Here is a 15,132-nt window from a genome sequence, read left to right as displayed (position 1 = left end):
TCCAAGAATCTTTACTTTTAAAATAACTTGTTGTATACTACTTGAAGTTAAATCGGAATGATTCTTAAAATTAAAAGGTGAGTGCTTATGACAGCGCAAATGATCATTGAAGTAAAGGATTTGACCTATCGATATGAATCCGATGTCGTACTTGAAAATATAAATTTTTCTGTCCCGGAAGGGTCATTTTTAGCAATTGTTGGTCCAAATGGATCAGGGAAGTCAACCTTGTTAAAGCTTATTTTAGGGCTCCTTAAACTGCAAAAAGGAGAAATCATCTTATTTGGTGAAGATATTAATCGATTTAAAGGCCGGGAGGATATTGGCTATGTATCCCAAAAGGCAAATTCCTTTAATTCGGGATTTCCAGCAATGGTTTCTGAAGTAGTGGCAAGTGGATTGACAAAAAAGCTAGGACTGTTTCATTTTATGAAGAAAGAGGATAAGGAAAAAGTCAATCAAGCTCTGGAAGCGGTTGGAATGGCCAATTTTAAAAACAGAAACATTGGAGAGTTATCAGGAGGACAGCAGCAGCGAGTCTTTATTGCACGTGCGCTGGTAAGCAGTCCTAAGCTCTTGATTCTTGATGAACCAACAGTCGGAGTGGATGTTCAAAATGTAAATACCTTTTATCAAATGTTGAAGGATTTAAATGAAAATCAGCATATAACTCTTCTTCTAGTCACACACGATATTGGTACAATCTCCGAAAAGGTAAGCCACGTAGCCTGTCTAAATAAACATTTACACTTTCATGGGGAAACAAAAGAATTTGAAAAGCTTAGGGAAAATGGGCTCGGCGACTTTTACGGCTATGATGTTCATTTACTTTCACACCGCCATGAGCACGAAGGAGCCATAAAATGATAGCCGGGATTTTTCATTATGAATTTTTACAAAATGCATTTTTAACAGGGATTATGATTGGTGTTATAGCCCCGTTGTTAGGTGTCTTCATTGTTGTCAGAAGACTTTCGTTAATTGCAGATGCCCTAAGCCATGTGACACTTGCCGGTATTGCGGCGAGCCTGCTGTTAGAAAAGTCCTTTTCCATGTTTAGCGGTTTAAATCCACTCTACCTGGGAATGGCATTTTCTGTGGGAGGATCATTATTTATTGAAAAGTTGAGAGGAGTTTACAAACATTACCAGGAGTTAGCAATTCCGATTATTCTTTCAAGTGGAATCGGTCTAGGGGTAATTTTTATTTCATTGGCAAATGGTTTTAATACTGATTTGTTCAGCTATTTATTCGGAAGTGTATCAGCCGTGAGCCGAACAGATTTATGGGTAATTGTTATTATTAGCATCTTTGTTATTTTACTTGTTGTTTCTTTATATAAAGAATTGTTTTTATTATCGTTTGATGAGGAACATGCAAAAGCATCAGGAATTGCGGCAAAAACACTTCATTTTTGTTTTATCGTGATGGTCGCCCTCGTGATCGCTGCATCGATGAGAATTGTCGGAATTCTTCTTGTTTCATCGTTAATGACTTTGCCAGTCGCTGCCAGTATTCGAATTGCCAAAGGTTTTAAGCAAACAATTTTTCTATCGATCCTCTTTGGTGAAATTTCTGTTCTTGGAGGACTTTTTACGGCATACTACTTGAATTTGGCACCAGGTGGTACGATTGTGATGATTGCTGTGGCGATTTTGGTTGTAGCGATTTTGTATAAGAAAGCTGTATGGAAAAAACAAGTGGAATAGAGGTAGAGAAAAGTGAATGTAAGTGAGGCTCTTTTATTCTTAAAAGACAAAGGATATAAACATACCGGAAAAAGAGAAGAAATGCTGCAATTATTTGCAGATAACAATAAATATCTTACAGCAAAGGATGTTCTTGATTTATTGAAAAATGATTATCCAGGTTTAAGCTTTGATACAATTTACCGGAATCTTTCCTTATTTGTAAATTTGGGTATTCTTGAGATGACAGAATTATATGGTGAAAAGCATTTTCGATTTGCTTGTTCTCACCATCAGCACCATCATCATTTTATTTGTCTAGACTGCGGCAAAACAAAAGAAATAGAAGCATGCCCAATGGAGGGTTTGGCTGAAAATTTAAAAGGCTACGATATTTCAGGACATAAATTTGAAATATACGGTCGGTGTCCAGAATGTACACATTAAGTTAAAACATCCTCTAAAAAAAATTCAACTTATCCAAAAACGGCTTATGTTCACACAAGCCGTTTTTTACTTTCTAGGAAATTATAAAATATTAAGCTGTTGATAACTTTGAATTAAGTTAATTTACGTCTAGCTCCAGCGCCCAGCGACTAGTGTACTTCGCCCACTTCCCTACGATAAGTCAACATCGAATCGCTAACGCTCTTCGTGTTTCCTTTATCTCAGTCAGTGTGCTCCAGTCCATACGTCGCTAAACGGGCGCTTGCGCTTTTGTTTTTTTCCCAATTTCTAACCCAATGATAAGCCTCTTTCCAATTAAAAACACGAATAACGCCATTTGGGATGGGGTCTTGATTATAAGGCGTATCAAATAAAAGCACAGGAATATGGCATTCTTCGTGTATTATGACAGCATTATCATGTTTATCTTCAAAAAATAGATCAACCTTATGCTTTTTGACAGACTCAACTTTGTTATGAGTGCCAATTAATTCAATTTCATCAAAGGTAAGATTATGTTCGATAAACCATTTCTTTGTAATATCAAGTAAGTGAGGACCACGTGCACTTATAAAGCACAGTTCGTATTGATTTCTCCATTTAGTAAGGACAGATGCTGCATCTTGAGCAATAGGGGATCCAGCATAAATCCGCGGTTCATTTTTCATGAACCAATTGGCAAACTCTTGTTCAGATACATTAACGACTGGATTTAAGTCATATTGTTTAACATCCGCTAATGTAATATTCAGTCCAAATGCTTTATTGATAAACGGGAGAATTGCTGATGGAGATGTTACCGTTCCATCGATATCAATTCCAAATTTTTTTTTCATAGTAAGAACTCCTTCAATTTATCCAATTCCATTTCTTATTTTATCAAAAAGAAATACAACTCTGAAGGTAAATTATCTTTCTTTTACTCGTTATATTAAGGAAGGGACGATATAGACAAACATTGTCATATTAAAAAGCCTCCGTTTGCAAACAATAAGTATGCTCCTACAACTGAAAGTGAGGGATACATGTGGCAGATCAGGAAAATGACAATAAAGTGAAAGAACTTCGCCAAAGTGCTTTACTTGGGGTTACTCCGACTACTCCTTCTAAATTTGGAGAGGAAACCTCTTGTGAGCTTGTGGGACCGGTTTCACTTAAGAAAAGTCCAATTACTTCGACTGCTTCCAATAATCGTGAAGAAACTTCTCACGAGCTGGCGGTTGTCCCTGTTTCAATAAAAAAGGCGCCAGCAGTTACTTCTACAAAGAATCGTGAAGAAGCTGCTGCTGAGATTGCTGCACCTGTTTCGCGTCAAAAAACCCAGAACATTCCTTCTTCTAATCGAGAAGAGACGGCTGCTGAGATCGCAGCTCCTGTCTCGCTTGGAAAGGCTAGAAGCAATGATAACGCCGAGGGGAAAGCACAGGCAGGTACAGGCATTGGCTTTTTAGCAATAGCATTGTCGATTATTTCCCTATTTGTTATGCCAATTCTTTTCGGTGCTGCAGGAATTATTGTGGGGTTTATTGCCAGAAGCAGAGGAGCGCGGGGGCTCGGTGCTTGGGCAATTGGTATCGGTGTGGTATCGATTATCATCGGCATCTTTATCACCCCGTTTTTTTAAATCTCTTGCATAGGGGCAAAAAGAAACCCGGTATCTCTACCGGGTTTCTTCATGGTTACGAACTTATAATTTGGGCGTTTGTGCTTTTTTTATTTAAAATAAGAAAGTATAACGTTTTGAACTTAGATAAATGTCTAGCTCCAGCGCCCAGCGACTAGTGTACTTCGCCCATCTCCCTACGATAAGTCAAGCACGAATGCGCTATCGCTCTTCGTGTTTCCTTTATCTTAGTCGGTGTGCTCCAGTCCTGTCGTGCGCTAAACGGGCGCTTCCGCTTTTCTATTTTGCAGCATTCGCCTCTGCAGCTTTCTTCTGAAAATATTCTTCAGCTACTTGATCAATTTCCTTCTTTAATTCCTCTACCATTTGTGCTTCAGGGACTTTGCGGACAATTTCACCTTTGCGGAAAAGCAGGCCTTCGCCACGAGCACCGGCTATACCGATATCTGCTTCTCTGGCTTCTCCAGGGCCGTTTACGGCACAACCTAAAACAGAAACCTTTATTGGAGCCTTAATTTTTGAAATGTATTCTTCAACCTCATTTGCAATACTAATTAAGTCAATTTCAATCCTTCCACAGGTAGGGCAAGAAATGAGCGTAGCCGCATTGGAGGAAAGTCCAAATACTTTAAGAAGCTCTCTGGCAACCTTAACTTCTTGTACAGGATCCGCACTAAGAGAAATACGCATTGTATTTCCAATTCCCTTATTAATAATTGCTCCTAAACCGGCAGCACTTTTAACCGTTCCGGAAAATAAGGTTCCTGATTCTGTTATCCCTAAGTGCAAAGGATAATCAAATGTTCGAGCAGCTTTTTCATAGGCTTCAATAGCCAAGTTAACATCAGATGCTTTCATTGAGACAATGATGTCGTGAAAGTCTAAATCTTCGAGGATTTTAATGTGATGCAAGGCACTCTCGACCATTCCATCTGCAGTAGGATAACCATATTTATCTAAGATTCGTTTTTCAAGTGATCCTGCATTTACACCAATTCGAATTGGGATTCCCCGCTCTTTAGCAGCTTTAACAACAGCTTCCACTTTTTCACGTTTGCCGATATTTCCTGGATTAATCCGAATTTTATCAGCTCCGCCTTCGATTGCTTTTAGGGCTAATTTATAATCAAAATGAATGTCAACCACTAGAGGGATAGTAATCCTTTTTTTGATTTCCGGAATCGCATTCGCAGCACGTTCATCCGGACAAGCAACACGAACGATCTGACAGCCTGCATCTTCGAGTCGTTTAATTTCGGCAACGGTTGCGTCAACATCATGTGTTTTCGTTGTTGTCATACTTTGAATAATGATCTCATTACTGCCGCCAATCGTTAAATTTCCAACCTTGATTGGACGGGTTTTTGAACGATGTATGATTTCACTCACGTGGAATTCGCTCTCCTTTAAGAATGCATAGGTAATAAAACAATTCGATTTTATTCTATCAGTCTTTAAGCGTTCTTGACAAGAAGAAGGAATAGGATTCCCATATATTAGAGTTTTATTTTTTATAGTCGGGAAAGGCGTAGCTTTTCCCTATTTGGATCTTTTCAGCACTTTGGCCGGAGTTAAGGGTTTCAAAATCATGAATTAACTTAGAAATTGGTACGGGGAGTTGTTTTTTAATTCGATGTTCTACAATGGAGATCAGGGTATCGCCAGCCTCAACCCTTTCTTCAAAGTGGGGGATACTTGTATTTGTACTTATTTCAGGCTTTGCTACAGCTTCAACCCTCTTTGTATCTGTTTGCGGAAGGGTTCCAACGGAGAGGTCAAAATAAATACTGTATATGATCAAACATGATAATAGCACGCCAAGCAATTTTTTCATTTGGACAAGCCTCCGGAAAAGAAGTTTGTACATAGGTATGCTTGTCCACCATATCTTAGAACGTAAAAAAACGCACCCGGTTGTTTTTAAGTGCGTTTTTTTAGAAACAGAATCTATTTCTTTGGACTTTCCTTGCTTCGAATGCGAGGGATCTTCAGCCTCAAGCTTTTGTCTTTGGTTTGGGGATTTCATTTATTGCTACATATAAGATAACAATCACCACAAACCAATTGATTAAAAAGCTCATTGGAACAGTAGTTTTAATTGCCGCCATAATAGTAAAAAACAATGTAGGTAATGTTTCACTATATGTTGCCATTCGCCATAGGTGCCCGTAAGTTAATCTTCTTCCCGCAAGGTTTTTTAACAGTAAACCAATTAAGGCCAAAATTGATATCTCGATAAAATTTGCTGCACAGGTGAACAGATACAGGACTAAGGATATAATCGGAATAATAATCGCTTTTACCCCATTTACAAGATCGATGAAATGGAGTAAATCTTGGCTTGTGAAATCTATCCCATTTATCATCGAGTAGGCATAGCTTTCAGTTTGTCCTCCTGCTGCAAAGACAAATTCATTTTTTAAAATGGCAAAGGTGTTATCTGTCCCTGCCAGCTCTTTAGTAGATACAGCCCCGGTTGGGTCTAGAATGACAGTAAAATGATCTTTGTTAATTGTAACCGGCACGGAAGTATTTGCCGTTAATTGTTCATTTTTTATGTTGAACGAGGGTAAATCATCATTTATGATTGCCCGGGCAGAATCAATTCCGTTTATAATGGATGTACTAATAAAAGTTACGGAAGGCAGGATGGAGAGAAGGGAGAGTAGAAAAACAAATAAAATCGTTTTTCCAATCCCTTGAAACCGGTATGTTGCGATGTCCTTTGGTGAGTATAGACTTTTATAAAATTGCTTGAAAACGTTCAATATTACCACCCTTACTGAGTGAGACTTTTCCTTTATTTTAGCTTTGATTAAGATAATAAACAAGAAATGACCCATTTCAAAGTGCATGACAAACTAATTTAAGAGCGGCACGAAAAATGAGGGGCCGGAATCATCAATGTGGAGAATGATAATTCCGGCCCTGTTTGGTCCTTTTTAATTCAATCCGCAAATTTCATTTGCACAATTTTGACAATCAACGGATTGTCTTAAATAGCTTAATTTTTTAACGATGAACTTTTGTTGGTCATAATAAATAATCTCTTTTTCACGTAATTCCTTTAATGACCGCTGAATAACCTCTCTCGTTCCATAGGTTAAATTCGCTAATTCTTGATGAGTTATCGGCAAGTCAATGAGAATTCCTTCTTCTGTTGGGATCCCATAGGAATGGCAAAGCCGGATCAAGATGGAATAAAGGCCACCTTTTTTTCCGTTCATAATTAAATCCTGACATTTCATCTGGGCCTTTAAATAGCTGGTGCTTAACCAGGAAACAAAAGTAGTTAGTGCCTGTGGATCATTTTTAATAAAGTCCTCAAATTGCTCTCGTTTAATTAGGAACAGTTCACAATCTGAAAGTGTTTTACCATAAAAGTGATAATACGGATTGGAAGAAAAAAGCTGATATTCCACTAATGTTTCCCGACTATGAAGGATCTTTAAGATAAATTCTTTTCCTCTTAAATGAACTCTTCCAATCGAAATGCTTCCTTTTAGCAGCAGGTAGATATGCTCTACTGGGTCTTTTTCTTGAAAGAGAACAGTATCAGATCTAACCTTGTGTATTTGTTCTTTATCTCCAAAAAATTGCATCAATAATCTATATAAAGACACGCTATCTTTCTCCATACTCTCCGCTCCTTTTTATCCCCTCAAATTTGATTTAAATCAATTATTTACAACATGTCAATATAGATTTTACAGAAATTAGAAAGGAAAAAGCGGGGGTATGACAAAAATCGTTGACAGAGTGCTTGTTTAGGGAATCATGACAATTTTTCGAAATTTTTAAATGCCAGTTAGCCTGTTGATGCTAAATGTATAAATTTTATTACAAATGGATATTTTAAATATGTTTGGATTTCGAGCATTTCATTTGAAAGGTTTACCTAACTTTGGTAATCTATGCTCAAGAGCTTTAGAACCATTCTAAAGTCAGAACGATTATAGAGTGGAATAGGGCTAAAAAATGTTAATACATGGAGGATGGAAAAAATGGCATTTGAATTACCACAATTACCGTATGCATACGATGCACTTGAACCACACATTGATAAGGAAACAATGAATATCCATCACACTAAACATCACAACACATATGTAACAAATTTAAACAACGCAATTAAAGGAAATGCTGAATTAGAATCAAAATCAGTTGAGGAATTAGTAGCCAACCTTGACGCCGTTCCAGAAGCAATTCGTACGGCCGTTCGTAATAATGGCGGCGGGCACGCTAACCATTCACTTTTCTGGCAACTTCTTTCTCCAAATGGCGGCGGCGCACCAAGTGGTGAACTAGCTGATGCCATCACAAAGAAATTTGGCTCTTTTGAAAGCTTTAAAGAAGAGTTTGGAAAAGCTGCAACTGGCCGTTTTGGTTCTGGCTGGGCATGGCTTGTTGTAAATAATGGCGAATTAGAAGTAACAAGCACAGCAAATCAAGACTCTCCATTATCTGAGGGAAAAACACCAGTTCTTGGTCTTGATGTTTGGGAGCATGCTTATTACTTAAAATATCAAAACCGTCGTCCAGAATATATTACTTCATTTTGGAATGTTGTTAACTGGGACGAAGCTTCTAAACGTTATAGTGCAGCAAAATAAGTGGATAATTTTTAAAAAGAAAAGGCAGCCAATCGGCTGTCTTTTCTTTTTATAGCTTGTAATGAATAAGTCTAAGCGGCTTGATAAAGACTACCCTTAAGAACAAAGGGGAGTCGTTATGCTAAAAAAATATAAGATTCTTGGTGATGTTGAATTAACAAGAGACTTGACACTGTTGTTAATGATTGGTGGTTTATATTCGCTAAGTGTGGCCCTTTCCAATACATTTGTGAATATTTATCTTTGGAAGCAATCTGGTGAATTTTCTGATTTAGCTTTTTATAATTTATCCATTGTCGTGCTCCAGCCAATAACCTTTATTCTAGCTGGGAGATGGGCAAAGAAAATAGACAGGGTCATTGTGCTCAGAATAGGTGTTATTTTCTTAGCACTTTTTTACTTAATGGTTCTCTTTACTGGCACAAATGCATCAAAGTATCTACTTTTACTTGGCGGCTTACTTGGCATTGGTTACGGGTTTTATTGGCTCGCCTATAACGTCCTTACGTTTGAAATAACAGAGCCTGAAACGAGAGATTTCTTTAATGGGTTTTTAGGAATCTTATCCTCTACCGGCGGAATGATTGGTCCAATTGGAGCAGGATTTATCATTACTCGATTGGAGAAATTCACGGGATATTCAATTGTATTTGGTCTATCCCTAAGCTTATTTGCTATTGCTGTATTCTTAAGCTTTTCCTTGAAGCCACGGCCAGCCAATGGGAGGTACTGCTTTCAACGTATTTTGCAGGAACGGAAAAAGAATGATAATTGGCGACTTGTTACGAACGCTCATTTCTTTCAGGGATTGCGTGAAGGGACATTCTTATTTGTCATCTCAGTATTTGTTTATGTTTCAACGGGAAGTGAACTTGCACTAGGTACATATGGACTAATCAATTCCGGCATTTCGTTCGTTGCTTATTATTTAGCATCACGCCTTATTAAAAGGAATGACCGAAAAAAGGCTATTTTCTTGGGCGGGATTATTTTATATGCAGCCATTTTTTTAATCATTTGGGATCTTAATTTTGTAAAGTTGATTATCTATGCTGCTGTCATCGCAGTCGCTTATCCACTACTGCTTGTTCCGTACATTTCAACAACCTATGATGTTATTGGAACAGGCTGGAAGGCTGCTGAGATGCGTATTGAGTATATTGTTGTTCGGGAAATTTTCTTGAATGTCGGCCGGATTGTTTCCATTTTACTATTCTTAGCATCCATCACTTTTTTCACCGAAGAAAGTATCCCGGTATTGCTGTTAATTTTAGGAGCGGGACACTCATGCATTTATTTGTTCATAAAAAAAGTACAATTACCAACAATCCAAAAAACACGATGAGGAACTGAATTCTCATCGTGTTTTTTATCGTCCTCAAGGAAATTATAAAAAAATCGCACTGTCCTTTTCTAATTCCAAAATTGGCAGAGGTTCCTCGTAGCCAAAAAGTACTTTTTCTTTTACAATAAAGATTATGAGGTTTGATCCAAAAGGAAGTGTATGTTCATTGAATACAAAAACGAAAAAAAAGAAAAAGTATGTTTCTTTTCGTTTTAATATGTTATTTTTTGTTGTATTTTTACTGTTTTCATTGCTCATTCTCCGCTTAGGAGTTGTTCAAATCGTGTATGGCGATGATTATAAGCGGGAAATTCAAAGAACAGATGATGTAACAGTAAACAACCCTGTCCCGCGCGGAAAGATGTATGACCGAAATGGAAAAGCTATTGTTGATAATACTCCATTAAATGCAATTACCTATACGAAAAAACAAAATGCTGACCAGCAGGAAATGCTTAAGACTGCAGAAAAACTATCAAAACTAATTTCGATGGGTGATCCCGAAACATTAAAAACCAAAATCCATGACCGTGATAAAAAGGATTTTTGGATCTTGAAGAATCCGGATAAAGCCAAAGGGTTAATCACGAAAAAAGAATGGTCATTATTTGCACAAAAGAAATTGGATGATAAACAGATTTATAATCTTCAATTAAAAAGAATTACAAACAAAGAGCTTGCTAGTTTAAACCTAAATACTGTTGCTATTTTTAGACAATTTAACAGTGGGTATGCCTTAACACCGCAAATTGTAAAAAATAAAGATGTGACTCCACAGGAGTACGCAATCATTAGTGAAAATCTTGAGAAACTGCCAGGTGTTGATACAACGACAGATTGGGAACGAAAGTATGTTTTCGGGGATACACTTAAAACTGTATTAGGAAATGTCTCCTCATCTGAAGAAGGACTTCCAAAAGAGCAGCTTGATAAATATCTTGCCCAAGGGTACAGCCGAAATGACCGCGTTGGGAAAAGCTATATTGAGATGCAGTACGAAGATGTTCTTCAGGGACAAAAAGCTAAGATGAAAAATGTAACAGATAAGTCCGGGGAAATTTTATCCACGGAGACTGTTGCAGATGGCCAACGAGGAAATGATCTCGTCCTGACAATCGACATGGACCTGCAGCAGCAGGTTGAAAGCATTATTTCAGATGAGCTATTAAAAGCTAAGCAGTCTGGGAATACGGCTTTATTGGACAGAGCCTTCGTTGTTCTAATGGATCCCCATACGGGGGACGTTTTAACGATGGCTGGAAAGCAAATTGGTAAAGATGAAGCGGGAAAAACCAAGATGAAAGATTTTGCTCTGGGAAATATCACCACTTCCTATAACGTAGGATCTGCTGTTAAAGGTGCAACCATTCTAACCGGTTATAAAACGGGTGCCATAAAACCGGGTTCAACGCAGCTGGACGAACCATTAAATATTAAAGGTACACCGACAAAGAAATCTTGGAAAACCTTTGGGACAATTAATGATTTAACGGCTCTTCAAGTTTCCTCCAATGTATATATGTGGAAAACAGTGATTGCCATGGCAGGCGGACATTATGCTTCCGGACAGGGATTGTCATTAAATTATGACACATATAATACGCTTCGCCAGTCCTTTAGCCAATTTGGGCTTGGTACGCAAACCGGAATTGATTTACCTAATGAAGCGAGTGGTTATAAAGGGCCATCACTACCAATACCAGGTTTATTAATGGACATTGGGATCGGCCAGTATGATACCTATACGAACATGCAGCTTGCACAATATGTTTCAACGATAGCCAATGGTGGCTATCGAGTTCAGCCCCATATTGTTAAGGAAATTCGCGAACCATCAGCTGATAACAGCAAACTAGGTCCAATTGTTGAAGAGATTCAACCGAAAATTTTAAATAGAATTGATGCCCAAGATGACTGGATTAAACGGGTTCAGGAGGGTTTTAGAATGGTAGCGCAAGTACGACCTGGAACGGCAGTATCATACTTTGCGGGTGTGGACTACAGCCCTGCGGCCAAAACTGGAACAGCACAGGCCTTTTATGATGGACCGGAACGGAAAAAGTTTGGTAAAATCCCTCCAGAGGTCATGAACTTAAGTCTTGTCACTTTTGCACCGTATGACAATCCCGAGATTGCTATGGCGGTTTTAGTTCCATGGGCATACCAAGGAAGTACAGGGCCGACAATTAATGGAAACATCGGCCGCCGTGTGCTGGATGCGTACTTTAATTTGAAGAAGCAGCGTCAGCAGAATGGTCAAAATTCTCCTACAGCTGATGCAAAAGTACAGAATGCTGATCCAAATCAAGCAGCCCAGCAAAATACTCCACAGGGTCAATGAAAGTGAAATACACCTGCCTCAATTGAGACAGGTGTTTTTTTGTATATAAATGGCCAAAAAACATAAACTACAATTATAATTATTTTTCGACAAAGAAGTGGAATAGCTTGTTAAAAATATTGTCGGTTTACGGTGAATTTAGACGGATTTACAAAACCTTTACAATTCATTAAAACTGGGTTAATAAAAGACCTTTATGCTTATGAATGTAAGGACAAACAAAACCAAAATTTCTAGGGGGAATTAAAGTAATGAAAAAGCTTAAGAAATTAGGCCTGCCAATGGTTATTGCAGCGTTAATGGTTGTAATGGCTGCATGCGGCGGCGGAACATCAACTGACAAAAAAGAAACTGCAAAAGATAATAAAGAAACTGCAAAAACAGAACAACAGGCTGAAGTTTCCGGTTCTTTAGTTCTTTCAGGTTCAACTGCATTACAACCTTTAGCATCAGCAGCTGCTGAACAATTTATGAGTACTAATCCAAAAGCAAGCATCCAAGTAAATGGCGGTGGATCTGGTACAGGTTTATCACAGGTTTCTCAAGGCGCTGTTCAAATTGGTAACTCTGATGTTTTTGCAGAAGATAAAAACATTACAGGTCTTGTTGATCATAAGGTAGCAGTAGTTGGTATGACAGCTGCAATTAATCCTAAAGCCGGCATCAAAGATATCAAAAAAGCAGATTTAATCAAAGTTTTCACAGGAAAAATTACGAACTGGAAAGAACTTGGCGGAGCAGATCAAAAGATCACTCTTGTTAACCGCCCTGAATCTTCAGGTACACGTGCAATATTCAATAAATTAGCTCTTGACGGTGCAACTCCTGCAGAAGGAATTACAGAAGATGCTTCTAATACAGTTAAAAAGATCATCAGTGAAACACCTGGAGCAATCGGCTACCTTGCCCTTTCATACTTCACTGACGATACAGTTACTAAAATGTCAATTGATGGCGTACAACCAACTGAAGAAAATATTCAATCTGATAAATTCCCTGTTTGGGCTTATGAACATATGTATACAAAAGGTGAGCCAACTGATATAGAAAAGGCATTCCTTGACTATATGATGAGCGATGAAGTTCAAAATACAATTTTGCCAAAACAAGGTTACCTTGCTGTGACAAAAATGAAAGTAGAACGTGACGCTAGCGGAAAAGTTACAAAAAAATAAGCTTTCCGGTAAAACTAGGGTAAATGCTCGCGAAGCATTTACCCTATTATGCCGTAATTATAGGGGTGTTTATTTTAAATGGAAAAATTGGTTCCTGCTAAAGAAAGATTACTAAAATCTGAAAAAAACTGGATGAATGGGGAAGTAAGAGGTAAGATTCTCGTTTTTTTGTGTGCATTTATTATGATAGCTGCTACAATTTCGATTACAATTTTCCTTGGAACAAAAGGATTGCAAGCCTTTGTAAAAAGCGGTGTAAGCCTTATTGAATTCTTAACCAGTCAGAACTGGGTTCCTTCTAAATTGCCTAAACCGGAATATGGCGCATTACCATTTATTTTTGGGTCGTTTGCGGTTACTTTTTTATCGGCAATTATTGCTGCACCATTAGGAATAGGCGCTGCGATATTTATGACGGAAATCGCCCCATCTTGGGGGAAAAAGGTTTTACAGCCTGTAATTGAGCTTTTAGTCGGAATTCCTTCTGTTGTTTATGGCTTCATCGGGCTTACAGTATTGGTTCCATTTGTAAGAAACCATTTTGGCGGGTTGGGTTTCAGCCTCTTGTCTGGAATGATCGTACTTGCGGTCATGATTTTACCTACCATTACATCGATTGTAACGGATGGATTCAATAGCCTCCCCAATGCTCTTCGGGAAGGTTCCTATGCACTCGGTGCGACTCGTTGGCAAACCATTCGCAAAGTGCTAATCCCAGCTGCTATGCCAACGATTTTAACAGGCGTTGTTTTGGGCATGTCGAGAGCATTTGGAGAAGCATTGGCCGTTCAGATGGTAATTGGGAATGTTAGTAGATTACCGCACGGCATTTTAGATGCTTCTGCCACTTTAACAACAATCATTACCTTGAATATGGGAAATACTACCTTTGGAAGTGTAGAAAATAATGTATTGTGGTCGATGGGATTAATTCTGCTGGTTATGTCATTTGCCTTCATCTTAATCATCCGTTACATTTCATCAAGGAGGAAGATCTAATGAGCAGTAGAACATCAGATCGCATCGCAACCGGGGTTTTTATTGCAATAGCTATTATCATCATTTCTTTACTAGTTGGTTTATTTTATTTCATTTTAATTAATGGATTTAAATACATTTCTTTTCACTTTCTAACAACACCTTCGAGCAGTTTAATGCCGGGAGGCGGAATTCGGGATCAATTGTTTAATTCCTTTTATATTCTGCTTATTACCATGGTGATTACCGTTCCACTTGGACTGGGCGGCGGAATTTATATGGCTGAATACGCAAAGCCTGGAAAAGTAACGGATACGATCCGTTCTTGTGTTGAGGTATTAGCGTCCCTTCCTTCAATTGTTATTGGGATGTTCGGGTTATTATTGTTTGTAACTTCAACCGGCTGGGGCTACACCATTCTTGGAGGTGCATTAGCGCTGACAATTTTTAATTTGCCTGTCATGGTCCGTGTCAGTGAAGACGCTATCCGTGCAGTCCCACATGATATCAAAGAAGCAAGCCTTGCGCTTGGAATAACCCATTGGCATACAATTAAGACCGTTATATTGCCAAGTGCTTTTCCTTCTATATTAACAGGAGCAATACTTGCTGCTGGACGTGTTTTTGGAGAAGCAGCAGCCTTATTATTTACAGCAGGCCAGTCTACCCCAAGACTTAATTATCTTGATTTGAACCCTTTTTCACCTATGTCACCTTTAAATATCTTTCGTCCCGCTGAAACACTCGCCGTGCATATTTGGGCTGTTAACACACAAGGGTTAATCCCCGATGCTCGTGAAGTAGCTAATGGTTCTTCAGCAGTTCTAGTGTTAAGTGTTTTATTATTCAATTTATTGGCAAGAGGTATAGGCAGTCTTGTCTATAAGAAAATGACGGCGACTAAATAGGAAGCAGGTGAAA

General features: G+C 38.4%; 14 protein-coding genes and 1 pseudogene. 10 read left to right on the top strand and 5 right to left on the bottom strand.

All coding sequences use genetic code 11. The annotated features are described in order from the left end of the window. Positions 1-87 precede the first annotated feature (87 nt). The 3 genes from JN080_RS02555 to zur are packed head-to-tail and all read left to right on the top strand — an operon-like array spanning position 88 to position 2,135. Entirely contained in the window at positions 88-867 is a 780-nt protein-coding gene (locus tag JN080_RS02555) for a metal ABC transporter ATP-binding protein (protein ID WP_256234307.1), read from the top strand. Then, entirely contained in the window at positions 864-1,709 is an 846-nt protein-coding gene (locus JN080_RS02550) for a metal ABC transporter permease (protein WP_256234306.1), read from the top strand. The genes JN080_RS02555 and JN080_RS02550 overlap by 4 nt, the downstream gene beginning before the upstream one ends. A 12-nt stretch (positions 1,710-1,721) precedes the next feature. Further along, positions 1,722-2,135, top strand: coding sequence for a zinc uptake transcriptional repressor Zur (gene zur / locus JN080_RS02545; RefSeq protein ID WP_256234305.1), 414 nt, complete (start codon positions 1,722-1,724; stop codon positions 2,133-2,135). Between the two features lie 221 nt (positions 2,136-2,356). Here zur and JN080_RS02540 read toward each other — a convergent pair whose 3' ends face one another. Beyond that, positions 2,357-2,971: a hypothetical protein gene (locus tag JN080_RS02540; RefSeq protein WP_256234304.1), complete on the bottom strand. Its 615-nt coding sequence runs from the start codon at positions 2,969-2,971 to the stop codon at positions 2,357-2,359. Positions 2,972-3,480: 509 nt separating this feature from the next. On the opposite strand from JN080_RS02540, the pseudogene JN080_RS02535 reads away from it, so the two are divergent. Continuing rightward, positions 3,481-3,759: pseudogene (locus JN080_RS02535) on the top strand (DUF4190 domain-containing protein); the annotation flags it as partial. A gap of 279 nt (positions 3,760-4,038) precedes the next feature. Here the strand turns inward: JN080_RS02535 and ispG are convergent. The 4 genes from ispG to JN080_RS02515 all read right to left on the bottom strand — a co-directional run bounded on the left by ispG (position 4,039) and on the right by JN080_RS02515 (position 7,397). After that, positions 4,039-5,148, bottom strand: a complete 1,110-nt coding sequence (gene ispG / locus JN080_RS02530; RefSeq protein ID WP_256234303.1) for a flavodoxin-dependent (E)-4-hydroxy-3-methylbut-2-enyl-diphosphate synthase — start codon at positions 5,146-5,148, stop codon at positions 4,039-4,041. Between the two features lie 115 nt (positions 5,149-5,263). Beyond that, complete coding sequence (locus JN080_RS02525) at positions 5,264-5,593, bottom strand: hypothetical protein (RefSeq protein ID WP_256234302.1); 330 nt, start codon at positions 5,591-5,593, stop codon at positions 5,264-5,266. 160 nt (positions 5,594-5,753) lie between these two features. Further along, positions 5,754-6,527: a DUF1189 domain-containing protein gene (locus tag JN080_RS02520; RefSeq protein WP_305473616.1), complete on the bottom strand. Its 774-nt coding sequence runs from the start codon at positions 6,525-6,527 to the stop codon at positions 5,754-5,756. A gap of 174 nt (positions 6,528-6,701) precedes the next feature. Continuing rightward, positions 6,702-7,397, bottom strand: coding sequence for a Crp/Fnr family transcriptional regulator (locus tag JN080_RS02515; RefSeq protein WP_256234301.1), 696 nt, complete (start codon positions 7,395-7,397; stop codon positions 6,702-6,704). Positions 7,398-7,763: 366 nt separating this feature from the next. On the opposite strand from JN080_RS02515, the gene JN080_RS02510 reads away from it, so the two are divergent. The 6 genes from JN080_RS02510 (at position 7,764) to pstA (ending at position 15,119) form a co-directional block, all read left to right on the top strand. Continuing rightward, positions 7,764-8,372, top strand: a complete 609-nt coding sequence (locus JN080_RS02510) for a superoxide dismutase (protein ID WP_256234300.1) — start codon at positions 7,764-7,766, stop codon at positions 8,370-8,372. 118 nt (positions 8,373-8,490) lie between these two features. Further along, entirely contained in the window at positions 8,491-9,717 is a 1,227-nt protein-coding gene (locus JN080_RS02505; RefSeq protein WP_256234299.1) for an MFS transporter, read from the top strand. A 133-nt stretch (positions 9,718-9,850) separates the two neighbouring features. After that, positions 9,851-12,058, top strand: coding sequence for a peptidoglycan D,D-transpeptidase FtsI family protein (locus tag JN080_RS02500; RefSeq protein WP_483861533.1), 2,208 nt, complete (start codon positions 9,851-9,853; stop codon positions 12,056-12,058). Positions 12,059-12,309: 251 nt separating this feature from the next. Beyond that, positions 12,310-13,233, top strand: coding sequence for a phosphate ABC transporter substrate-binding protein (locus JN080_RS02495; protein WP_256234298.1), 924 nt, complete (start codon positions 12,310-12,312; stop codon positions 13,231-13,233). Positions 13,234-13,311: 78 nt separating this feature from the next. Then, a complete protein-coding gene (gene pstC / locus JN080_RS02490) occupies positions 13,312-14,232 on the top strand; it encodes a phosphate ABC transporter permease subunit PstC (RefSeq protein ID WP_256234297.1) in 921 nt (306 codons plus the stop codon). Beyond that, positions 14,232-15,119, top strand: a complete 888-nt coding sequence (gene pstA, locus JN080_RS02485; RefSeq protein WP_256234296.1) for a phosphate ABC transporter permease PstA — start codon at positions 14,232-14,234, stop codon at positions 15,117-15,119. Before pstC ends, pstA begins: the two co-directional genes overlap by 1 nt. Positions 15,120-15,132: the final 13 nt, after the last annotated feature.

Origin of the sequence: Bacillus sp. EB600, from assembly GCF_024494385.1 — a bacterium.
Lineage (GTDB): Bacteria > Bacillota > Bacilli > Bacillales > Cytobacillaceae > JAEVLT01.
Note: the sequence above shows the minus strand (reverse complement) of the source record. Positions and strands in the feature narration are given on the sequence as shown.

Coding starts and splice junctions, on each gene's coding strand:
- JN080_RS02505 (WP_256234299.1), top strand. CDS start 8,491: ATGCTAAAAAAATATAAGATTCTTGGTGATGTTGAATTAACAAGAGAC.
- pstA (WP_256234296.1), top strand. CDS start 14,232: ATGAGCAGTAGAACATCAGATCGCATCGCAACCGGGGTTTTTATTGCA.
- JN080_RS02550 (WP_256234306.1), top strand. CDS start 864: ATGATAGCCGGGATTTTTCATTATGAATTTTTACAAAATGCATTTTTA.
- pstC (WP_256234297.1), top strand. CDS start 13,312: ATGGAAAAATTGGTTCCTGCTAAAGAAAGATTACTAAAATCTGAAAAA.
- JN080_RS02510 (WP_256234300.1), top strand. CDS start 7,764: ATGGCATTTGAATTACCACAATTACCGTATGCATACGATGCACTTGAA.
- JN080_RS02555 (WP_256234307.1), top strand. CDS start 88: ATGACAGCGCAAATGATCATTGAAGTAAAGGATTTGACCTATCGATAT.
- JN080_RS02540 (WP_256234304.1), bottom strand. CDS start 2,971: ATGAAAAAAAAATTTGGAATTGATATCGATGGAACGGTAACATCTCCA.
- JN080_RS02525 (WP_256234302.1), bottom strand. CDS start 5,593: ATGAAAAAATTGCTTGGCGTGCTATTATCATGTTTGATCATATACAGT.
- JN080_RS02500 (WP_483861533.1), top strand. CDS start 9,851: ATGAGGTTTGATCCAAAAGGAAGTGTATGTTCATTGAATACAAAAACG.
- JN080_RS02495 (WP_256234298.1), top strand. CDS start 12,310: ATGAAAAAGCTTAAGAAATTAGGCCTGCCAATGGTTATTGCAGCGTTA.
- JN080_RS02515 (WP_256234301.1), bottom strand. CDS start 7,397: ATGGAGAAAGATAGCGTGTCTTTATATAGATTATTGATGCAATTTTTT.